The following is a 22,969-nucleotide window of genomic DNA, read 5'->3' as shown; positions in this document are numbered from 1 at the left end:
GGGGGGACGTGTCATCCCCGGCCGAGGCGGGGGAGGACGGCGGCGAGGAGCGGCGGTTCAGCGGGGCGGCGGCCAACGCGCTGGAGTTCGCCGTCAACGAGGCGGCCTCGCTCGGCCACAACTACATCGGCTGCGAGCACCTCCTGCTCGGGCTGGTGAACGAGCCCGACGGGACCGCCGGCCAGGTCCTGCGCGGCCTGGGCGCCGAGCCGAGGCTGACCCGCCGCGCCGTGGTGGCCGCCCTGGCGGGCTACGTCCACCTGCGGGCCCAGACCCAGGCGGCGGCCACGCCCGCGCCCCAGGGCCCCGGCGCGCCCCAGGGCCCCGGCGGGGCCGGGGGGCCGGCTCAGATGCTGGCCGCGGTGATGAAGGAGCAGCTTCAGCCGGTGATCCGGCGCCTGGAGCGCCTGGAGGAGCGGGCCGGGCTTGGCCCGGACGCCTCGTCATGAGGATCGGGCGGACGGCGATGCTCCGCTACGCGGCAGCGGCGATGATCATCGTCGGGGTCGTCGTCGCCGCGTTCCTGTGACGCGGGCGGGGGGCCGCCGTGGGCCCGTCGCGCGACACGGAAAAGGATCACCTTTCCGGCGGCTCCCGTGCTAGGTTGCCTGCGTTCCATGACATGAGTGGCGCGGGGCGGCCCCGCCGCACTCCCTTCCTTCTCCGCATGGGGGCCAACGGTGAGGTGGGCGCTTTTCCTGCTGGTCGCGTCGACGTTGTGGTGGGCGGCGCCCGCCGTGGCCGCGACCGACGACGCCGCACCCGGCCGGGTGGCCTTCATCGGGGTGCCGGGCCTGCACTGGGACGACGTCACCCCCGAGGCGGCCCCCAACCTGTGGCGGCTGGCCGGGCAGAGCGATCTGGGCTCGGTCTCGGTCAAGACCCTCGGCACCGTCGCGTGCCCGTACGACGGCTGGCTGACCGTCTCGGCCGGTCTCCGCTCCGCCTTCGGGCAGCGCTGCGGCCTGCCGCCGGAGCCCGAGCGCCGGGGTGAGGGGGCGGTGATCCCCGGCTTCGTCGACATCCTGGCCAAGCGCGACGGCGGCTACACGGGCACGCTCGGCTCGGCCGTGCAGGCCGCCGGGGAGTGCACGACGGCGGTCGGCAGGGGCGCGGCGCTGGCGCTCGGCGACCGCCAGGGCCACGTCGACGTGTACGCGCCCGACCCCGCCTCGCTGGCCGACTGGTCGCGCTGCCGGGTGCTGGCCGTGGACGTGGACGAGCTGATCAGGCCCTACCTCGGCGTCGACGGCAAGCTGTCCAGGGAGCCGGAGGCGATCACGCCGGAGGAGCGCCTGAAGGCGGTGCGGGCGGCCGACGCGGAGGTCGGCGCGGCGCTGGCCAAGCTGCCCGCCGGCACCCAGGTGGTGCTGGCCGGCAACGGCGACCACGGCTCCGTGCCGCACCTGCGCGTGGCCATGTGGAAGCACGACGGGGCCCGGGGCGCGATCCTCGGCACCAGCTCCACCCGGCGCGAGGACATCGTGATCCTCACCGACATCACCACGACGGTGCTCACCGCCGCCGGCATCCCGGTGCCGCCCACGGTCATCGGCATCGCCTGGGCGCCCGGCCACGTCGCCGGGCTCGACGCGGGCGTGGCCGAGCTGCGCGAGGCCGACCTCAAGGCGACCACGGTGCGGAGCGCGACCGGGGTGTTCTTCACCGTGTTCGCCACGATCACGGTGTTCTTCTATGCCATCGCCTACTTCGTGCTGTCGAGGCGCAAGCGGCCCGGGGCCATCGGCCCGGTGGCGCTCGGCCTGGCAGCCGTCCCCGTCTCGACGTATCTGGTCAACCTGGTGCCCTGGGTGCAGGGCACGTACCCGATCATCCCGCTGGTCTGCGCGGTCGTCGCGATCGACCTGGCCATCGTGGGCCTGGCCGTGGGCGGGCCGTGGCGGCGCGACCCGCTCGGGCCGCCGGCGGTGGTGGCCACGTTCACCGGCCTGGTGCTCGTCGCCGACCTGCTGACCGGCACGAACCTGCAGTTCAACAGCCTCATGGGCTACACCGCCGTGGTCGGCGGCCGCTACTACGGACTGGCCAACATCCCGTTCGCGCTGCTGGCCACCGGCGTGCTGATGACCACCGCGATGGCTGCCGACCGGCTGGTGCGCCGCGGGCGCAGGCGGGCGGCCGTGTGGGTGGTGACCGGGCTGGGCGTGGCCGCGATGCTGCTCGCGGGCTGGCCGGGCGTCGGCAGCGACTTCGGCGGCGTGATCGCGTTCGTGCCCGGCATCGCGGTCACGGCGCTGCTCGTGGCGGGCCGGAAGGTGTCGATCCTCAAGCTCGGCGCGTTCTGCGTGCTGGGCGGCGTGGCCGTGTCGATCATCGCGGTGCTCGACCACCTGCGGCCGCCCGCCTCGCAGACGCATCTGGGCAGGTTCGTCGCGCAGGTGATCGACGGCACGTTCTGGCCCATGATCATGCGCAAGCTCGGGGCCATGCTCAACACCATGCTCTCGCCCAACCTCATGCCGATCGTCATCGCGGGCCTGGCGTTCCTGGTCTTCGCGATCCTGCGGCCGGAGAAGATCAGCGCGGGCGTGGTGCCGCGGGCGTTCGCGCGCACCCCGATGCTGCGGGCCGGGCTCATCGGCGCCCTGGTCAGCGGTGTCATCGGCATGCTGGTCAACGACTCGGGCACGGCCGTGCTGTCCATGGCCGTGGCCACCGCGGTGCCGCTCGTGCTCTATGCGGGCATCAGGTCCGAGCCGGCGGTGACGGGGACCGGTGACGGGGCGCCGGGGGAGCGGGTCGTCGCGGGCAAGATCTGAAATTTTCTTTTAGTTCATGCTCAAGACTTGAAAGTTATAACCATGGGCGATTGAGTTCGGTCGTGCAGACCCTCCGTTATCTGGCCGCGGCGGCCTTGGTGTTAGCCGCGGCCTCGCCGGCTCAGGCCGAACCCACACCCCCCGCAGAGGACGCGCCCACGGCGTCGTCCTACCCGCCGCCCTCCACGCTGATCGCCACCGCGGACGCCCCCGGCGGCAAGCTGGAGACGGCCACGAAGACCCGGCCCGTCGCGCCCGGGATCACGCTGACCTCCTTCGACACCTACGACGCGCTCGGCTGGCTCCGGGCCGACGCGCTCACCGCCGACCTCGGCGGCGGCGCCAGGGCCGGGTACGTGTACTCCGGCGAGGTGTCCAAGACCGAGCCGCTGTCGGGCCCGGCCAAGCGCTCGCGCGCCGTGGCGGCCGTCAACGGCGACTTCTTCGACATCAACAACTCCGGCGCCGCCCAGGGCGTCGGCGTCCAGGACGGCGACCTCGTCCAGTCGCCGCGCGCCGGCCACGACAACGCGGTCGCGGTCAGCGCCGACGGCGTCGGCCGGGTGCTGAAGATGTACTTCGAGGGCACCGCCACCCCCGGGGGCGGCGCGCCGATCACGCTCACCCAGTTCAACCAGATCGTGCAGAACGACGGCATCGGCCTGTTCACCCCGCTCTGGGGCTCCTACACCCGGGCCCGCGCCGTCGAGGGCGCCGCCTCGGTCACCGAGGTCGAGGTCAAGGACGGCGTGGTCACGGCGGTGCGGCGGGAGGCCGGCAGCGGCCCGATCCCGGCGGGCACCACGATCCTGCTGGGCCGTGACGCCGGCGCGACCGCACTGGCCGCGATCGAGCCCGGCGCCCGGATCGACGTGCGCTACCGGCCGAAGGCGTCCGACGGCGGCAGCGTCGAGTCGGCCGTCGGCGGCAACCACGTCCTGGTCAAGGGCGGCGCCGTGCAGCACTCCTCCGACCAGTCGGCGCACCCGCGCACCGCGGTCGGATTCTCCGCCGACGGCAGGAAGATGTACCTGCTCACCGTGGACGGCCGCCAGGCCGACAGCCGCGGCGTCACGCTCGACGAGCTCGCCGCCATGATGGTCGAGCTCGGCGCGGCCGACGCGCTCAACCTCGACGGGGGCGGCTCCTCCACGCTGCTCGCCCGCGAGCCCGGCCAGGCCGACGTCCAGGTGGAGAACAGCCCCTCCGACGGCGGCGAGCGCCACGTCCCCAACGGACTGGCCCTCTACGCGCCCGAGGGCAGCGGCAAGCTCAAGGGCTTCTGGCTGGAGACCGCCACCGACCCGGCCAGGGCGCCCGGCGCGGCCCCCGTCGCCGGCGGCCGCCCCGACCGCGTCTTCCCCGGGCTCACCCGGCGGCTGACCGCCGCCGGCTACGACGAGACGTACGGGCCCGCGTCCGGGGCGCCGATCTGGCGCTCCAACCCGGCCGTGCACGGCGTCGTGCGGGACGGCAGGTTCCACGCCCTGGTGCCCGGCCAGGCGAAGGTCACCGCCTCGCGCGGCAAGGCCAAGGGCACCCTGGAGCTGACCGTGCTGCAGCCGCTGAGCCGGCTCGGCGCCACCACCGACCGGGTCGGATTGCCCGGTCAGGACGGCACCGCCGCGTTCGGCGTCGTCGGCTACGACCGCAACGGCAACTCCGCGCCCATCGAGCCGGCCGACCTCACGCTCGACTACGACCGCGACCTGTTCGAGGTCACCGCGGCCGAGCAGGGGTACTTCACGGTCAAGGCCAGGCGTGCCACCGGGTCGGGCCTCATCACCGCCAAGGTCGGCAAGATCAGCGCCGCGGTGCCGGTGACGGTCGGCTACGAGGACCAGCCGGTGGCCGACTTCGAGAACGCCGGCTCGTGGAAGTTCGCCGCCGCGCGCGCCACCGGCTCGCTGTCGGCCGCGCCCGGGCAGAGCGGGGGCGGGCTCAAGCTCGCCTACGACTTCACCCAGTCCACCGCCACCCGCGCCGCGTACGCCAGTCCGCCCGAGCAGATCCTGGTGAACGGCCAGCCGCAGGCGTTCGGGCTGTGGATCCACTCCAGCGGCAAGGGGGAGTGGCCCAGCCTGGAGTTCTACGACGCGGCCGGGCAGTCGCAGATCCTGCGCGGCCCGTACCTGAAGTGGACGGGCTGGAAGTTCGTCGAGTTCGCGGTGCCGCCGGGCGTCAACTACCCGCTCAAGCTGCGGCGCTTCTACGTGGCCGAGACCAAGGCCGCGGCCTCGTACACCAGCGAGATCATGATCGACGGGCTGGTGGCGAAGGTGCCGCCGTCGATCGAGGCGCCCGCGGAGCCGGCGGTGGCCGATCCCGTGGTGCGGCCCGAGGTCGGCGACATGCCGTGGCGGTTCGCGGTGATGTCCGACGCGCAGTTCGTCGCGCGTGAGCCGGACAGCGACATCGTCCGCAACGCCCGGCGCACGCTGCGGGAGATCAAGGCGGCCGGGCCGGACTTCCTGGTGATCAACGGTGACCTGGTGGACGAGGCGTCGCCGGAGGACTTCGCGCTGGCCAAGCGGATCCTCGATGAGGAACTCGGCGGTGAGGTGAAATATCACTACATCCCGGGTAACCACGAGGTGATGGGCGGCAAGATCGACAACTTCAAGGCCGTCTTCGGCGACACGTACCGGACCTTCGACCACAAGGGGACCCGGTTCATCACGCTCGACACCTCGCGCCTCAACCTGCGCGGCGGCGGCTTCGAGCAGATCGCGCTGCTGCGCTCGGAGCTGGACGAGGCGGCCGGCGACTCCTCGGTGGGATCGGTGGCGGTGCTGTTCCACGTGCCGCCGCGCGACCCGACGCCCGGCAAGGGCAGCCAGCTCGGCGACCGCAAGGAGGCCGCGCTGGTGGAAGGCTGGCTGGCCGACTTCCAGCGTGACACCGGCAAGGGCGCGGCCTTCATCGGCGCGCACGTCGGGACCTTCCACGCCTCCCGGGTGGACGCGGTGCCGTACTTCATCAACGGCAACTCCGGCAAGAACCCGGCCACCGCGCCCGGCGACGGCGGCTTCACCGGCTGGTCCCTGTGGGGCGTCGACCCGGTGACCGGCAAGGAGGCCGAGCACGTCAGGCGCAACTGGTTCGCCGACGCGCCCACCTGGATCGGCACGCAGGTCAGGCCGCACGTCGACGACCTCACGCTGACCGCCCCCGCCACGGTCGCGGTCGGCGCGCCGGCCACCGTGTCGGCGACGGTCAAGCAGGGCGCCCGAGAGGTGCCCGCCGCCTACCCGGTGTCGGCGCGCTGGTCGGGCTCGCCCAACCTGCACGTCGGGCCCCGCTCCAAGGCCCGGCCGTGGCACGTGGCCGTCCTCGACCCCGCGTCGGGCACGCTCACCGCGCTGCGCCCCGGCACCGTGACGGTCGCGGTGACCGTCAGCGGCGTGACCGAGCGGGCGAGCGTCGCCCTGACCGCCAGGGCGGCCGCCTGACGCACCCGGGCGCCCCGCCCGTAGCGGGCGGGGCGTTTGGGGACCGTGTTACGGGCACGGGGTGGGGATGCCGATGTTCGCCAACCGGGTAGGACCCACCCCGTGACCGACCTGATCACCGAGCTGCGCGACCTGCCGCTGGTCGACCATCATGTGCACGGCGCCGGCGCCCACGACCTGTCCCGCACCGCCTTCGAGGAGCTGATCACCGAGTCGGACCGGCCGGTGCCCGCCTGGATGACGCAGTTCGACTCCCAGCTCGGCCATGCGATCCTGCGCCACTGCGCGCCGCTGCTCGGCCTGGAGCCGCACACCTCGCCCGAGGCGTACCTGGCCCGCCGCGCCCGGCTGGGCGCCGGCGAGGTGAACCGGCGCCTGCTCGGCGCCTCCGGCGTCGCGCACTACCTGGTCGAGACCGGCTACCGGCCGGGGGAGATCCTCGGCCCGTCCGGCATGGCCGAGGTCACCGGCGTCCCGGTGGACGAGGTGGTCCGCCTGGAGGCCGTCGCCGAGCAGGTCGCGGCGAGCGGCGTGGACGCCGCCGGGTTCGCGCGGCGCTTCGCCGAGACGCTGGCCGAGCGCACCCGTACGGCACGCGCGGTCAAGAGCGTCGCCGCCTACCGGCACGGCCTCGACCTCGACCCGGCCCCGCCGTCCGCCGGGGAGGTCACCGAGGCGGCCGGCCGCTGGCTGGCCGGGGGCGGCGCCCGGCTGGACGAGCCGGTGCTGCTGCGCCACGTGATCTGGGCCGGGATCGAGCGCGGCCTGCCCCTGCAGATCCACACCGGTCTCGGCGACCCCGACCTGGACCTGCGGCGCTCCGACCCGCTGCTGCTGCGCGGGCTGATCGAGCTGGCCGAGCCGTCCGGGGTGCCGCTGCTGCTCCTGCACTGCTACCCCTACCACCGGCAGGCCGGCTACCTCGCGCACGCGTACCCGAACGTCTACTTCGACGTCGGCCTGGGCGTGCACCACAGCGGCGCGGCGGGCGCCGCGCTGGTGGCGGAGAGCCTGGAGGTGGCGCCGTTCGCCAAGCTGCTGTTCTCCTCCGACGCGTGGGGCCCGGCCGAGCTGCACTTCCTCGGGGCCGAGCTGTGGCGGCGGGCGATGGCCCGGGTGCTCGGCGGCTTCGTCGCCGACGGGGAGTGGTCGGCCGCCCAGGCGGCGCGGGTGGCGGCCATGGTGGGCGCGGGCAACGCGCGCCGCGTCTACGGGCTGGGGGCGGCGTGAGCAGCCACAGCGACGTCCTGCTGCGCGAGGTGCTGCACCACGAGCTGCACGCGGCCGTGGAGCTGCGGCGCGAGCTGCACGCCGAGCCGAGGCTGTCGGGCAAGGAGGGGCCGACGCTCAAGCGGGTGCTCGACGCGCTGCCCGGCGGGCAGGTGGAGCACGTGGCGGGCACCGGCGCGGTGCTGCGCGTGGGCGGCGCCGGTCCCGCCGTCGGCGTCCGGGGCGAGCTGGACGGGCTGCCGATCGTCGAGCGCACCGGCGTGCCCTGGGCGTCGGCCAACGGCGCCATGCACGCCTGCGGCCACGACGTGCACCTGGCGGCCGTGGTCGCGCTCGCCCGCGCGGTGCACCGGGTGTCGGACGTGCTGGGCGGCCGGGAAGGCGGCCTCGCGCCGCTCGTGGTCGTGCTGCAGCCGCGCGAGGAGAGCTACCCGTCCGGGGCCAGGGACATCGTCCGCGCCGGGGTGCTCGGCCGCCACCGGGTCACCGCCATGATCGGCGCGCACGTGCAGCCGGTGCTGGACGACGGCGTCATCGCCTGCACGCCCGGCGCGGTCAACGCCTCCTCCGACGAGTTCCGGATGACGATCAGGGGCGTGGAGGGGCACGCCGCCTACCCGCACCTGGCCCGCGACCCGGTGGTCACGATGGCCCAGGTCATCGTGGCCGCCCAGCAGCTCGTCAGCCGGGCCGCCGACCCGATGACGCCGACCGTGGTGACGTTCGGCACCGTGCACGCGGGCACCGCGCCCAACGCCATCCCCGGCGAGGCCGTCGCCCGGGGCACGCTCCGGTCGCTGTCGCAGCCGTGGCGCGAGGCCCTGCACGAGCGCTTCGCCCAGATGGCCGCCGACGTGGCCAGGGCGCACGGCTGCGAGGCCGAGGTGACGGTCCTGCCCGGCGAGCCGGTGCTGGTCAACGACGAGGCGCTGGCCGTGCGGGCCGGCGAACTGCTGCGCGAGCACGGCCGTACGGTCACCGCGGAGCTGCGCTCGTGCGGCGCCGACGACTTCGCCCAGTACGGGGCGCTGGTGCCGTCGCTGATGATGTTCGTCGGCGTGGACACCGCGACCGGCCTGCACACACCCGAGTTCCTGCCGGACGACGAAAGCGTGGGAGCCGTCGCGGAGAGCATGCTGGCCGGCTACCTGGCAGCTGCCCATCGATGACGAAACCGTGCCAAACCTCTAGGCTCGGCGGCGATGGAATTCGAAGCTTTCACCCCCGGTTCCGGTCGCCTGGCTCCCAGGGCGGCCCTTCGCTCCGACGCCCCCTCCCTCGACCTCAACGGCGACTGGCGCTTCCGCCTGTCGCCGCACGCGCACGTCGCCGAGGACTTCTCCGCCCCCGGCTACGACGACTCCGCCTGGGGCGAGCTGGCCGTGCCGTCGCACTGGCCGCTGCACGGGCACGGCGCGCCCGCCTACACCAACGTGTCCTACCCGTTCCCGATCGACCCGCCGCACGTGCCGTCGGAGAACCCGACCGGCGACTACCGCCGCGTCTTCGACCTGCCGGACGGCTGGTCCGGCGGGCGGCTGCGGTTCGAGGGCGTCGAGTCGTACGCCAAGGTGTGGCTCAACGGGCACGAGCTCGGCTTCACCACCGGCAGCCGCCTCCCGGCCGAGTTCGACGCCGGGCCGTGGCTCAGGCCGGGACGCAACGTGCTGGCCGTCCGGGTGCACCAGTGGTCGGCCGCCAGCTACCTGGAAGACCAGGACATGTGGTGGCTGCCCGGCATCTTCCGTGAGGTGACGCTCACCCGCTCGGCCGCCGACGTGTTCGTCCGCGCCTCCTACGACGACGGGCGCGGCACGCTCAGCTTCGACGGCCCCGGCCTGCTCACCGTGGCCGAGCTCGGCGTCACCGGCCTGGCCCCGGGCACCCCCGTCACCCTCGACGTGGAGCCGTGGACGGCCGAGACGCCCCGGCTGTACGACGCCGAGGTGCGGCTGGACGAGGAGACCGTGCGGCTGCGGATCGGGTTCCGGACGATCTCCATCGTGGACGGCGTGCTGCTGGCCAACGGGCGGCCGCTGCTGTTCAAGGGGGTCAACCGGCACGAGTTCCACCCCGATCACGGCCGCGCCGTCCCGTACGCGACCATGCGCGAGGACGTGCTGCTGATGAAGCGGCACAACGTCAACGCCGTCCGCACCAGCCACTACCCGCCGCACCCCGATTTCCTCGACCTGTGCGACGAGCTCGGGCTGTGGGTGATCGACGAGTGCGACCTGGAGACGCACGGCTTCGGCCAGGTCGGCTGGCGCGCCAACCCCACCGACGACCCGCGCTGGGCCGACGCGCTGCTCGACCGGATGCGCCGCATGGTGGAGCGCGACAAGAACCACCCGAGCGTCGTCATGTGGTCGCTCGGCAACGAGGCCGGCACCGGGCGCAACCTCGCCGTCATGGCCGCCTGGACGCGCGAGCGCGACCCGTCCCGGCCGATCCACTACGAGGGCGACCGGTCGTGCGCCGACGTGGACGTGTACTCCCGCATGTACGCCACGCACGCCGAGGTCGAGGCCATCGGGCAGCGCGTGGAGGAGCCGCTGGACGACCCGGAGCTGGACGCCCGGCGGCGCGCGATGCCGTTCCTGCAGTGCGAGTACGCGCACGCGATGGGCAACGGGCCCGGCGGGCTCGCCGAGTACCAGGAGCTGTTCGAACGCCACCCGAGGCTGGCCGGCGGGTTCATCTGGGAGTGGATCGACCACGGGCTCACCCACCCCGTGCTCGGCCACGCCTACGGCGGCGACTACGGCGAGCCGGTGCACGACGGGAACTTCGTCATCGACGGGCTGGTGTTCCCCGACCGGACGCCGTCGCCGGGGCTGCTCGACCTGAAGAAGGTGTTCGAGCCCGTCCGGTTCGCCTTCTCGGCCGGGGTGGTGTCGGTCTCCTGCCTGTACGGGTTCCGCGACCTTTCCGGGCTGGCCTTCTCGGCCCTGCTGGAGGCCGACGGGGAGAAGGTCGCCGAGTTCCCCCTGGAGGTGCCCGCCACGGGCGGTGAGGTGAAGCTGCCCGCGCTGCCGGAAGGAGGCGGGGAGCGCTGGCTCACCGTGCGCGCCGTGCTGGCCCGCGACGAGGCGTGGGCGGCGGCGGGCCACGAGGTGGCCTTCGCCCAGGTCTGCCTGACCCCGGCCGTCGCGCCGGTTGCGGCCGTGACGGTCCTGCCCGGCGCGGCTTCGCCCGAGGGAAGCCGGGCCGCGGAGGGCCGGTCCTCCGGCGGCGGCCCCGTCCTGGGCGGCGGGGTGTTCGACGCGGTCAGCGGGCGGCTCACCCGGATGTTCGGGATCGACGTCGAAGGGCCGAGGCTGGAGCTGTGGCGGGCGCCGATCGACAACGACCGCTACAGCGGCGCCGAGTGGCGATGGCGGCAGCTCGGGCTGCACCGGCTCACCCACCGCGTGGACGCCGTCGAGACCGGCGACGGCCTCGTGGTGCGCGCCCGCGTCGCGCCCGCGGCCACCGACCTCGGCCTGCGCGTCACCTACCGGTGGACCGCCGTCGGCGACGGCCTGGCCCTGACCGTGGACGTGACGCCTGAGGGCGAGTGGACCGAGCCGCTGCCCAGGCTGGGCGTGGCCATGACGCTGCCCGGCGCGTTCGAGCGCGTCACCTGGTTCGGCCGCGGCCCCGGCGAGGCGTACCCGGACACCGGGATGGCGACCCGGGTGGGCCGCTGGAGCGCCACCGTCGACGAGCTCCAGACCCCCTACGTCTACCCGCAGGAGAACGGGCAGCGGGCGGACGTCCGCTGGGCGGAGCTCACCGGCCCGGCGACGGGCCTGCGAGTGACGGGCGGCCCGGTGTTCGGCCTGACCGCCCGCCGCTGGAGCACCGCCGACCTGGACCGCGCCACCCACCTGCCCGACCTGGTGCCGGGCGACCGGGTGCACGTCAACCTGGACCTGGCCCAGCACGGCATCGGCACCGCCGCCTGCGGCCCCGGCACCCTGCCCCGCTACGAGCTGAAGGCCGCCCCGGCCACCTTCGGCCTCCGCTTCGACCGGATCTGATCCCGGCGGGGTCGAACCACGACGGCGTCTCTCCACGACGGGAGAGACGCCGTCTTCATGGGCCGCCGCTTGTGCCGTAGAGTGCGTTTTAATCTGGAACCTACTCGGAGGGGCGCCGGCATGGAACTCGGCAGCGGAGGCGGGGCGGCCGTCTTCTGGCGGTGGTGGACGGCCGGCACGACCAGCGCGGCCGGCTCGGCGGTGGGTGCGGTCGCGCTGCCGCTGACGGCCCTGACGGTGCTCGACGCCTCCGCGTTCGAGATGGGCGTGATCGCCGCCGCCGGGTACGTCGCCTGGATCGTGATAGGCCTGCCCGCCGGGGTGGTGGTGCAGCGGCTCCCCATGCGCGGGGTTCAGATCGGCGCCGACCTGGCCCGCGCGGCGGCGGTCGTCTCCGTCCCGCTCGCCTGGTGGCTGGACCGGCTGACCGTCGCCCAGCTGGTGATCGTGGCCCTCGTGACCAGCTTCGCGAACGTCGTCTTCGACGTCGCCAACTCGACCTTCCTGCCGTCGATCGTGAGCAAGGAGCAGTTGCAGGCCCGTAACAGCCTGACGTCGGGCACCCATGCCACCACCCAGCTCGGCGGGCCGTCGGCCGGCGGTCTCGTCGTCCAGGTGCTCGGGGCGGTGCCCACCCTCCTCGTCGACGCGGCGAGCTACCTGGTCTCCGCCCTGCTGCTGCGGACCTTGCCCGAACGCCGCGCGGAGGCCCCCGACCGCTGGCCGCCGATGCGCGCGATGATCCGCGAAGGCTGGCGTTTCGTCGTGCGCCACCCGGTCATGGGCCCGTGCATGTGGGCCGCCACCGCGGCCAACACGGTCTGCGGGGCACAGCACGCCCTGTACGCGCTCTACCTCGTGCGCGAGCTGCACGCCGGGCCCGGCCTCGTCGGCCTGCTGCTGGCGGCCGACGGCGCCGGCACGCTCATCGGCGCGGCTCTGACGAACCGCGTCACGGCCAGGCTCGGCACCGCCCGCGCCGTGATCGCCGCCGGCTTCGTCGCGGTCGCGGGCGCGGTCGTCGTTCCCCTCGGCGCCGGTTGGCAGGGCTTCGCCGCCTTCGCCGCGGGCAACGTGGTGTTCGCCGCCGGGGTCGTGGTGCTCAGTGTGGTGACCCGCACGTACCGGCAGCTCGCCAGCCCGCCCGACCTGCTGCCCCGGGTGATGGCCACGGTCCGGTTCGTCTCCTGGGGGGCGATCCCGATCGGCGGGCTGGTCGCCGGGGCGATCGCCGGGGCGCTCGGCGGCCGGGTCACCCTGATGATCTTCGTCGTCGCGGCCGTCTGCGTCCCGCTGGTCCTGCTGGCCTCACCGATCCGGCGCCTGCGCGACCTCACCGACCACCAGCAGGGCGGTGCGTTCGCCGGCTCGCCAGGCCGTCCATGACGACGGTGACGGTGAAGACGGTGACGCCGCGTCCGGTGATGCGCATGAGCGCTTCCCGGCCAGGGCCGACGGATCCCGTCGCCGGGACAGGCCCTGGCGGGAAGCGCTCATCCACCTCATCGCGGTCAGTCGTGGACGGTCAGGACCGTGCCCGCGCCGACCGTCAGGCCGCCCTCGCGGATGGCGAAGCCGAGCCCCGGGCCGAGCGCGACCGGCTCGCCGAGCTCGACCCTGACCTCCACCGTGTCGCCCGGCCGGGCCGGCCCGGACAGCAGCAGCTCACCCGGCACGTCGGTGGTGCGCAGGTAGAACTGCGGCCGGTAGCCCGGCGCGACAGCCTTGCGCCGCCCGCCCTCGTCCGCCGTCAGCAGGCGAACGCGGGCGGTGAACGAGCGGTGGGCCCGCTGATGGCCCGGGGCCGCCAGCACCATGCCGCGCCGCACCTGCTCCCGCCTGACGCCGCGCAGCAGCACGGCGGCGTTGTCGCCGGCCTCGCCCCGCTCCATCGTCCGCCCGAACGTCTCGAGGCCCGTCACCACCGCCGACAGCTCGCTGCCGAACCCGACGGCCGCCACCGTGTCGCCCACGCGCACCGAGCCCCGCTCGATGGCGCCCGTGACGACCGTGCCGCGGCCGGTGATCGTCATGACGTTCTCCACCGGCATCAGGAACGGCGCGTCCACGTACCGGACCGGGACCGGGATGTGGTCGTCGACGGCCTTGAGCAGCGCCTCGATCGACGCCGTCCACAGCGGGTCGCCCTCCAGCGCGCGCAGCCCCGACACCCGCACCATCGGGGTGCCGCGGTAGCCGTGCTCGTCGAGCAGGTCCTGCAGCTCCAGCTCGACCAGGTCGGTCAGCTCCGGGTCGGCGCCGTCGGCCTTGTTGACCGCGACCACCAGGTGCTCGACGCCGACCCGCCCGGCCAGCAGCACGTGCTCCCTGGTCTGCGGCATGATGCCGTCACGCGCGGACACGACGAGGATGGCGCCGTCGAGCTGCGCCGCCCCCGTGATCATGTTCTTCACGTAGTCGGCGTGCCCGGGCATGTCCACGTGCGCGTAGTGCCGGGTCGCGGTCTCGTACTCGACGTGCGAGATGTTGATCGTGATGCCCCTGGAGTGCTCCTCCGGGGTCCGGTCGATCCGCTCGAACGGCGTGTACGTGGCCTGGCCCCGCTCGGCGAGCACCTTGGTGATCGCCGCCGTCAGCGTGGTCTTGCCGTGGTCGACGTGGCCCATCGTGCCGATGTTGAGGTGCGGCTTGTCGCGGGCGTAAGCCTGCTTGGCCATGATCCTTCCTTCTTTGACGCCTGGAATCCGTGGTGACCCGTACGGGCCGCGACCTCTCCCCGCCGGGTCACACTCGGGACATACGGGAAGAGGTCAGCGCTCCAGGCCGTCGCGGGCAAGCCCGGACGCGCCCGCGGTGCGGGGCGTCATCAGGAGGGCGTGCCGGATCATGGTGACCATGGTGCGGGAGGAAGCGTTCCCGGGCAACGGGTTATTCCCTTTGGCCCGCCGTACAAGGTCCGGGCTCGCCTTCGTCGTGCAGACCGAAGAACGCGGGGCGGTGCTGGCCTAGCGTTCGCTCATGCCCCGCCTCACGCTGGACGACCTGTTCCGCATCGCCGTACCGTCCGATCCCCAGACGCGGCCCGACGGCTCCGCGGTCGCGTACACGCTGACCACCTCCCGGCGTGAGCCGGACGAGAACCGTACGGAGATCTGGCTCGCCGCGCCCGGCGCGGAGCCGCGGCTGCTCGCGGAGGGCACGTGCCCGCGCTGGTCGCCGGACGGGCGCACGCTGGCCTACCTGCGGGCCGCCGGCGGGCCGCCGCAGATCTGCCTGCTGCCGATGGACGGCGGCGAGCCGCGCGCGCTGACCGCCGGGCCGCTCGGCGCGGGCGCGCCGGTGTGGTCGCCTGACGGCACGAGGATCGCGTACGCCGGCCCGCACGGCGCCCCCGATCCGCACGCCCCGGTGGTGGCGGACCGCCTGGACTACAAGGCGGACGGGGCCGGGCTGCTGCGGGGGATCACCACGCAGCTGTTCGTGGTGGACGCCGCGCCGGAAGCCGCCGAGCCGGTGCGGCTCACCGAGGGGGACTTCCACGCCGGCCAGCCCTCGTGGTCGGCCGACGGGGAGCGGCTCGCGTTCACCGCCGGGATGGAGGCCGACGGCGACCTCGACCTGTCGAGCTCCGTGTACACCGTCGAGGCGGCCGGCGGGGAGCCCAAGCGGCTCACCGGGCCGGAGGTCATCGCCACCGGGGTGTGGTGGCTCGGCGGGCGGCTGGTGGCCGCCGGGATGCGCGGGCCGGTCGGGCACTCGCGGCTGTTCACGGTCGGCGAGGGCGGGGCCGAGGAGCTGGAGACCGGGCTCGACCGCAACGTCATGGTGGGCGCCCCCGGCTATCCGGGCGCGGCGCCGCAGCTCGCGGGCGACCGGCTGCTGTTCGCCGCCAGGGACGCGGGCTGCACGCACCTGTACGCGCTGCCGGCCGGCGGGGGAGCGGCCGTGAAGGTCGCGGGCGGCGACGCGGTGGTGTCGGGGGCGAGCGTCGCCGGCGGGGTGATGGCGTACGTGGCGTCGACGCCGCACAGTGCCGGGGACGTGTACCTGGGGGTGCCGGATGGCTCCGGGGGAGAGGGGCTTCCCGGGGAGGCGCTCACCGCGTACGGCCTGGCCGGGGTGGAGCTGTTCGCGCCGGTGCGGCGGACGTTCACCGCCGCCGACGGGACGCAGGTCGAGGGCTTCGTGCTGCGGGACGAGTCGCTGGAGGGGCCCGGCCCGCTGCTGCTCGACGTGCACGGCGGGCCGCACAACGCGTGGGCGCCCGTCTTCGACGGCGCGCACCTCTATCACCAGGTGCTCGCCGCGAGCGGCTGGACCGTCCTCACCATGAACCCGCGCGCCAGCGACGGGTACGGCGAGGCGTTCTACACGGCGGCGGCCGGCGCCTGGGGGCTGGCCGACGAGCAGGACTTCCTCGGGCCGCTCGACGACCTGGTCGCCGACGGCATCGCGGACCCGGAGCGGCTGGCCGTCACCGGCTACAGCTACGGCGGCTACATGACGTGCTGGCTGTCGGCGCGCAGCGGCAGGTTCAAGGCCGCCATCCCCGGCGGTGCCGTGACCGATCTGGTCAGCATGGCAGGAACCTCCGACATGGGATATTTCCTGAAGACGTTTGAATGTGGGGGTGATGTCGTCCCGCAGTCCCCGTTCACGCACGTGGGCGACGTGACGGCCCCCACGCTCATCCTGCACGGGGACGACGACGACCGCTGCCCGGTGAGCCAGGCCGAGCAGTGGTTCGCCGCGCTGCGCGAGCGGGACGTGCCCGTGCGCCTGGTGCGCTACCCGGGCGCCTCCCACCTGTTCATTCTCAATGGACGCCCCTCACACCGCCTGGACTACAACGAGAGGATCATCGCGTGGCTGGAGCAATGGGTCACCGGTTCGCCGAGCTGATCGCCCGATACGAGGTGCCCGGAGCGGCCCTCGCCTACCTGCACGACGGCCAGGTCCACGAGTTCGCCGCCGGCGTGCTCAACGCGGACACCGGCGTGGAGGCGACCCCCGACTCGCTCTTCCAGATCGGCTCGGTCACCAAGGTGTGGACCGCGACGATGCTCATGCAGCACGTCGAGGCGGGCACCTTCACGCTCGACACGCCCGTCGCCGAGGTGCTGCCCGAGTTCCGGGTCGCCGACGAGGAGGTGACCAAGACGGTCACGATCCGCCACCTGCTGTCGCACACCAGCGGCATCGACGGCGACCTGTTCCTCGACACCGGCCGGGGCGACGACTGCGTGGAACGCTACGTCGAGGCCTGCGCCGACCTGGTGCAGAACCACCCGCTCGGCGTCACCCAGTCCTACTGCAACTCCGGGTTCACCATCGCCGGGCGCATCCTGGAGAAGCTGGACGGCAAGGTCTGGGACGCCGTGCTGCGCGAGCGCGTCATCGAGCCGCTCGGCCTCACTCACACCTGCACACTGCCCGAGGAGGTGCTGCGCCACCGCGCCGCCATCGGTCACCTCGACGGCAAGGCCGCCCCGGTGTGGGGGCTGATGCGCTCCGCCGGACCGGCCGGGCTCATCTGCGCCCGCCCCGCCGACGTGGTCGCCTTCGGCCGCGCCCACCTGGAGGGCGGCCTGCTGGAGAACCCGCAGGCCATGTGGGAGCCGCAGATCGAGATCCCCAACCCGCACACCCTCGGCAAGCAGTGGGGCATCGGCTGGATCCTGGACGAGTGGGACGGCCACCGCGTCATCTCGCACGGCGGCAACACCATCGGCCAGCACGCGATGCTGTGGGTCGTGCCGGACACCGGGACCGTCGTCGCGGTCGTCGCCAACGGCGGCCACAGCGGCTCGTTCACCCGGGCGGTGGCCACCGAGCTGTTCGCCGAGCTCGACGGCATCACCGTGCCGCCGACCCTCGGCCCGCCGGAAACGCCGGTCGAGGCCGACGCGGCCCGCTACGCGGGCGTGTACGAGCGGGCCGGCGCCCGGATCACGATCGGTGCGCGGGAGGGCGGCCTGAACCTGCTCATGGAGGCCACCGGCGCGCTGGCCCAGCTGCAGGAGCCGGTGGAGCTCGCTCTGGTGCCCGTCGACGACGTCACGTTCGTCGGCCGGCGCGAGGGTGACCCCGACTGGCTGTCGGCGGTGTTCTACGACCTGCCCGACGGGTCGCCGTACGTGCACCTGGGGGCCAGGGCCACCCCCAAGGTGAGCTGAGCCGTGCACGAGGTGTTCGCGGGCGCGCGCGGTTTCGTGCACGCCCGCGACATCGACGGCGACGCCGAGTTCGGCGTCGACCCGGACGAGCCCGTCGTCCTCGCCTCCGTGTTCAAGATCGCGGTGGCGCTGGAGTACGCCCGCCAGGCCGCGGCGGGTGAGCTGTCGCGCACCGAGCGGCTGACCGTCACCGCCGCCGACAAGGACGGCGGCATCGGCACCTCCGGCTGTGCCGACGACGTCTCGCTCACGCTGCGCGACCTGGCCCACTTCATGCTGACGATGAGCGACAACGCCGCCACCGACGTGCTGCTGCGCCGGGTCGGCCTGGACCGGGTGCACGCCACGCTCGCCGGGCTCGGCCTGCGCCGCACCCGGCTGATCGGCGGCTGCGCCGAGCTGTTCGCCCAGGTCGTGACCGAGCTGGGCACCGTCGAGCTCGACGGCCTGCCGCGCGAGCTGATCGAGCCGCTGGCCGTGCGCGACCCGGAGCGCACCACGTCGAGCACGCCCCGCGAGACGACCGAGCTGCTGGCGGCCATCTGGCGGGACGAGGCGGGGCCGCCCGAGGCGTGCGCCGAGGTGCGCACGATCATGGGCAACCAGATCTGGCCGCACCGCCTCGCCGCCGGCTTCGGCGACGAGGTGATCGTCTCCGGCAAGACCGGCACCCTGTGGGGCGTGCGCAACGAGGCGGGCGTCGTGGAGTACCCCGACGGGGGCCGCTACGCCGTCGCCGTCTTCCTGCGCACCGCCAAGCTCGGCGGCCGCGACCCGGACGCCGACGCCGCCATCGGCCGGGCCGCCCGCCTCGCGGTGGACCGGTTGCGCGCCCGATGACGGACGCCGCCTATGGTGTGTGGATGACCACCCGCCCACGTGCCAGCCTGCGGCGGATCCTGGACGACCTCGGCAGCACCGTCCTCGACGTCGCCGCCGCGCCCGGTGACCTCGACGCCGAGGTCACCGGGGTGCACATCCACGACCCGCTCGACGAGCCGCACGTGCCGCCGGGCGGGATCGTGCTCGCCGTCGGCGTCCACGGCGCGGCCGGCATCCGCGCGCTGCTGGAGTCCGTGCCCGGCGCCGCGGGCGTGGTGGTGAAGCTGCCCGTCGACGTGGACGACGGCGTCCGGTCGACGGTCGCCGCGACCGGGGTGGCCGTGCTCGGGCTCACCCGGGCCGCCTCGTGGTCCCAGGTGGCCGCGCTGCTGCGCTCGCTGCTGGCCGAGGGCGACCTGGCCGAGGCGGGCGAGGAGGGCCAGGGCGACCTGTTCTCGCTGGCCAACGCCGTGTGCGCGCTGCTCGACGCGCCCGTCACCATCGAGGACCGCTCCTCGCGGGTGCTGGCCTACTCGGGCCGCCAGGACGAGGCCGACCCCGGCCGCGTCGAGACCGTGCTCGGCCGCCAGGTGCCCGAGCGCTACCAGCGCATGCTCGACGAGCGCGGCCTCATCAAGCAGCTCTACCAGAGCCGCGACCCGATCTACATGGAGCTGCCCGGCGACAGCATCAACCGGGCCGCCGTCGCCGTGCGGTCCGGGGACGAGATCCTCGGCTCCATCTGGGCCGCCGTCCACGAGCCGCTGACCGAGCAGCGCGAACGCGCGCTCGCCGACGCCGCCAAGATCGTCGCGCTGCGGCTGCTGCGCGAGCGGGCCGGGGCCGACACCCAGCGGCGGCTCCGCGCCGACCTGCTGTCCACCGTGCTCGCCGGGGGCGCCGACGCCGCCGAGGCCGCGGGCCGCCTCGGCGTCGCCACCCAGCGGTTGTGCGTGCTGGCCGCCCAGATCACCGGCGAGCCCGAGGCCGACCCGGCACGCGGCGAGAGCGACCGGCAGCGTTTCTGCGACGCGCTCGCCCTGCACGTCGCCACCATCCACCCCAAGGCCGCCGCCGCACTCGTCGGCTCCGTCGCCTACGCCGTCCTGCCGCTCAACCCCGGCGGCGGCGACGAGGAGGCGCGCGCGGTGCGGATGGCGCGCAGCTTCCTGGCCAGGGTCGGCCCCCGCCACCCCGCCAACGTCGGCGTCGGCCGGCTCGCGGGCACGCTCGCCCAGGTGGCCAGGTCGCGCGCCGACGCCGACCGGGCGCTGCGCGTGCTACGCTCGCGCGGCGCCTCCGGCGAGGCCGCCGGCTACGCCGACGTGCACTTCGAGTCGCTGCTCCTGCAGGTGGCCGACGTGGTCAACGCCGAGGAGCAGACCCCCACCGGCCCCTACCAGCGGCTGCTCGCCCACGACCGCGAGCACGGCAGCGAACTCGTCGCCACCCTGCGCGCCTACCTCGACGCCTTCGGCGACGTCAACGCCGCCTCCGCCCGGGTGCACGTGCACACCAACACCTTCCGCTACCGGCTCAAGCGGCTCGTCGAGATCAGCGGGCTCGACCTGGCCGACCCCGACGCCAGGCTCACCGTCATGCTGCAGATGCGGATCTTCGGCCCCTAGCACGAGGCCAGCCGTACATTTCGTCGCAGGGGACGAAGAACGCGCGCCGGTGAGCGGACAGGGTGAGGCATCACCCCCAGACTCCCGGAGTCACCATGAGAAAAGCAGCAGCGGCCGCCGCACTGGCCCTGTTCGCCACCGCCTGCGGCGGCGCCCCCGAGACGGCGCCCGCCGCCGGGGGCGGCGGCACCTTCACCTACGCCATCCCCGCTGACCCCGGCCTGCTCGACCCCGCCACGGCCGTGCTGTCGGCCACGAACGGGTTGCTCGTCTTCGCCTACGACACGCTCGTCAACGTCAGCGACAAGGGCGAGATCATCCCCGGGCTGGCCGAGAAGTGGGAGGTGAAGCCCGACTCCGTCACCTTCACCCTGCGCAAGGACGTCACCTGCTCCGACGGTTCCAAGCTCACCCCGGCCCAGGTCGCCGAGAACGTCAACCACATCGCCGACCCGGACACCAAGTCGCCCATCTACGGCGTCCTGGTGCCCACCGGGATGAAGGCCGAGGCCGACGACACCGCGGGCACCGTCACGCTGTCCATGCCGAAGCCGTACGGGTTCATCCTGGAGACCACCCGCAACCTGTTCATCGTCTGCGGCAAGGCCGTCGAGGATCGCTCCCTGCTCGCCCGCGCCACCTCGGGCTCCGGCCCGTTCGTGCTCACCGAGGCCGCGCCCGGCGACCACTACACGTTCGAGAAGCGCCGCGACTACGCCTGGGGCCCCGGCGGCGCCACCGGCAAGGACCTGCCCGACCGGGTCGTGCTCAAGGTCGTGCCGAACGAGCAGACCGCCGCCAACCTGATCGTCGCCGGCAGCCTCAACGGCGCCACCTTCTACGGCCCCGACCGCGCCCGCATGGAGTCCACCCCGGGCATCGGCAAGCTCACGCCCGCCGGTGGCAACGGCCAGTTCTTCTACCACCAGGGCGACGACCGGCCCGCCAAGGACGCGGCCGTGCGCAAGGCCCTCACCCAGGCGCTCAACCTCGGGGAACTGGCCGGCATCGCCTCCAGCGGCACCGGCAGGCCCGCCACCGGGCTCATCCTCGACCCGCGCCCCTGCCCCGGCGACACCGTCGCCGGCCACGTGCCCGCCTTCGACGCCGCCGCGGCCGCCGCCGCGCTCGACGCCGCCGGGTGGAAGGCCGGCCCCGACGGCATCCGCGCCAAGGACGGCGAGAAGCTGAGCCTGCGCGTGCTGTACGCCACCACGCGCGGGCCCGGCGTGCAGGCCGCCGTCGAGTACATGGCCGCGGCCTGGAAGAAGGCCGGCGTCGAGGTCAAGCTCAACGGCGTCCTGGACACCAAGCTGTCGGAGTCGCTCAACGCCACCCAGGACTGGGACGTGGTCTGGCTGCCCATCTCCGTCACCCTGCCCTCCCAGCTCATCGGGTTCCTGTCCGGCCCCGCCGCCCCCAAGGGCGCCAACTTCGCGCACCTGGCCAACGACCGCTACGAGGAGCTCGTCGCCAAGGCCATGCCGGTGCCCGGTGCCGAGGGCTGCAAGTCGTGGCTGGAGGCCGAGTCCGCGCTGTTCGACAACGCCGACCTGGTGCCCGTCGTGGAGAACACCGTGCTGGTCGCCACCAAGGGCGCGACCTTCGCCATCCAGGCCGGATCGCTGGTCCCCACCTCGATCCGCGTCACGGGGACCTGAGTGTCACACCATGTGCTGAGAAGGCTGGTCCGCTTCGCCGTGTCGCTCGCGGTGCTCGTCGTGGCCGCCTTCGCCATGATCCACCTGATCCCCGGCGACCCCGTGCGGGCCTCGCTCGGCCCGGCCGCCCCGGTCGAGCTGATCGAGGCCCGCCGGGCGGCGCTCGGCCTCGACCAGCCGCTGCCCGCCCAGCTCGCCGGTTACGTCGGCGGGCTGTTCTCCGGCGACCTCGGCACCTCCTTCCTCACCGGGGAGCCGGTCGCCGAGGTGATCGCCGCCCGGCTGCCCAACACGCTCGGACTCGCGCTGCTCGCCACCGTGGCCTCGCTGCTGGCCGCGGTGCCGCTCGGCATGTGGGCGGCCGTCCGCACCGAGAACGGCCGCAACCGCGGCACCGAGGCCGCCTTCGGCTCGGTGACGGGCACCGCCGTCGCCGTTCCCGAGTTCCTGTACGCGATCGCCCTCGTCACCGTCTTCGCCATCGGCCTCGGTGTGTTCCCGCCCGCCGGCAAGGAAGGCGCCGTCTCGTACGTGCTGCCCGTGCTCGCGCTGGCCATCGGCCCCACCGCCATGATCGCGCGCATCGCCCGGGTGGAGACGCTGCGCGCGCTCGGCACCGACTACGTCCGCCTGGCCAGAGCCAAACGGCTGCCGGCCGCCCGGCTGCACCTGCGGCACGTGCTGCCCAACACGCTCACCGCCACCCTCACCCTCGGCGGCCTGCTGCTGAGCGCGCTCATCGCCGGCAGCGTGCTCGTCGAGTACGTCTTCGCCTGGCCGGGACTCGGCATGAAGATCGTCGAGTCGATCACGCAGAAGGACTACCCGGTCGCCCAGGGCGTCATCCTCGTCTACGGCGCGATCGTGCTGCTCGTCAACCTCCTCGTCGACTTGGCGCTCGGCGTCCTCGACCCGACCTCTTCGATCAAGGAGTCGTGATGTTCCGCACCCCCGCGGCCGTCGCGGGCGCCGTCCTGGTCGCCGCCATGGTGGTGCTGGCCGTCATCGGGCCGCCCATCTGGGGCGAGGCCGCCGGGCACATCGACGCCGGGGCCATCCTGCAGGGCTCCTCGGCCGCGCACCCGCTCGGCACCGACAACCTCGGCCGCGACCTGCTCGCCCGGGTGCTCGTCGCCGGCCGCTTCTCGCTGCTGCTCGCGCTGGCCGCCGCGCTCATCGGCGCCACCGCCGGGATCGTGCTGGGCGCGCTGCCGTCGGTGCTGCCCGCCCGCCC

Annotated in this window: 14 protein-coding genes and 1 pseudogene; 14 read left to right on the top strand and 1 reads right to left on the bottom strand. The window is 74.0% G+C overall.

What is annotated here, in order from left to right; all coding sequences use genetic code 11:
- The 7 genes from ADY59_RS36290 to ADY59_RS36260 form a co-directional block, all read left to right on the top strand.
- Window positions 1–449 (top strand): Clp protease N-terminal domain-containing protein (locus tag ADY59_RS36290; protein ID WP_049572345.1); only part of this gene is annotated, 449 nt, incomplete at its 5' end.
- A gap of 231 nt (window positions 450–680) precedes the next feature.
- Complete coding sequence (locus ADY59_RS36285) at window positions 681–2,780, top strand: hypothetical protein (RefSeq protein ID WP_156325941.1); 2,100 nt, start codon at window positions 681–683, stop codon at window positions 2,778–2,780.
- Between the two features lie 62 nt (window positions 2,781–2,842).
- Window positions 2,843–6,232, top strand: a complete 3,390-nt coding sequence (locus tag ADY59_RS36280) for a phosphodiester glycosidase family protein (protein WP_231619063.1) — start codon at window positions 2,843–2,845, stop codon at window positions 6,230–6,232.
- Window positions 6,233–6,334: 102 nt separating this feature from the next.
- Entirely contained in the window at window positions 6,335–7,462 is a 1,128-nt protein-coding gene (locus tag ADY59_RS36275; RefSeq protein WP_197094024.1) for an amidohydrolase family protein, read from the top strand.
- Window positions 7,459–8,631, top strand: coding sequence for a M20 metallopeptidase family protein (locus ADY59_RS36270; protein ID WP_049572338.1), 1,173 nt, complete (start codon window positions 7,459–7,461; stop codon window positions 8,629–8,631). The genes ADY59_RS36275 and ADY59_RS36270 overlap by 4 nt, the downstream gene beginning before the upstream one ends.
- A 33-nt stretch (window positions 8,632–8,664) precedes the next feature.
- Window positions 8,665–11,487, top strand: coding sequence for a glycoside hydrolase family 2 TIM barrel-domain containing protein (locus ADY59_RS36265; protein ID WP_049572337.1), 2,823 nt, complete (start codon window positions 8,665–8,667; stop codon window positions 11,485–11,487).
- Between the two features lie 120 nt (window positions 11,488–11,607).
- A complete protein-coding gene (locus ADY59_RS36260) occupies window positions 11,608–12,873 on the top strand; it encodes an MFS transporter (protein ID WP_049572336.1) in 1,266 nt (421 codons plus the stop codon).
- A gap of 125 nt (window positions 12,874–12,998) precedes the next feature.
- On the opposite strand, the gene tuf is transcribed toward ADY59_RS36260, so the two are convergent.
- Entirely contained in the window at window positions 12,999–14,165 is a 1,167-nt protein-coding gene (gene tuf, locus ADY59_RS36255; RefSeq protein ID WP_049572332.1) for an elongation factor Tu, read from the bottom strand.
- Window positions 14,166–14,466: 301 nt separating this feature from the next.
- Between tuf and ADY59_RS36250 the strand changes: the two genes are divergently transcribed.
- The 7 genes and pseudogenes from ADY59_RS36250 to ADY59_RS36220 form a co-directional block, all read left to right on the top strand.
- Window positions 14,467–16,350 (top strand): S9 family peptidase, encoded by a 1,884-nt coding sequence (locus ADY59_RS36250; RefSeq protein WP_049572331.1) that lies wholly within the window; start codon window positions 14,467–14,469, stop codon window positions 16,348–16,350.
- Window positions 16,314–17,624 (top strand): serine hydrolase domain-containing protein, encoded by a 1,311-nt coding sequence (locus ADY59_RS36245; protein WP_231619062.1) that lies wholly within the window; start codon window positions 16,314–16,316, stop codon window positions 17,622–17,624. The genes ADY59_RS36250 and ADY59_RS36245 overlap by 37 nt, the downstream gene beginning before the upstream one ends.
- A 3-nt stretch (window positions 17,625–17,627) precedes the next feature.
- Window positions 17,628–18,464, top strand: coding sequence for a serine hydrolase (locus ADY59_RS36240; RefSeq protein ID WP_049572324.1), 837 nt, complete (start codon window positions 17,628–17,630; stop codon window positions 18,462–18,464).
- 23 nt (window positions 18,465–18,487) lie between these two features.
- Window positions 18,488–20,074 (top strand): PucR family transcriptional regulator, encoded by a 1,587-nt coding sequence (locus ADY59_RS36235; RefSeq protein WP_049572323.1) that lies wholly within the window; start codon window positions 18,488–18,490, stop codon window positions 20,072–20,074.
- A 95-nt stretch (window positions 20,075–20,169) separates the two neighbouring features.
- Window positions 20,170–21,735, top strand: a complete 1,566-nt coding sequence (locus ADY59_RS36230) for an ABC transporter substrate-binding protein (protein ID WP_049572322.1) — start codon at window positions 20,170–20,172, stop codon at window positions 21,733–21,735.
- A 12-nt stretch (window positions 21,736–21,747) separates the two neighbouring features.
- The gene (locus ADY59_RS36225; RefSeq protein ID WP_231619061.1) at window positions 21,748–22,674 is read left to right on the top strand and encodes an ABC transporter permease; all 927 of its coding nucleotides are present in this window, start codon (window positions 21,748–21,750) and stop codon (window positions 22,672–22,674) included.
- Window positions 22,674–22,969, top strand: a pseudogene (locus tag ADY59_RS36220) (peptide ABC transporter ATP-binding protein); the annotation flags it as partial. The gene ADY59_RS36225 and the pseudogene ADY59_RS36220, both read left to right, overlap by 1 nt.

This window comes from Nonomuraea sp. SBT364 (assembly GCF_001083785.1).
GTDB lineage: Bacteria > Actinomycetota > Actinomycetes > Streptosporangiales > Streptosporangiaceae > Nonomuraea.
This window is presented reverse-complemented; position numbering and strand designations above follow the sequence as displayed.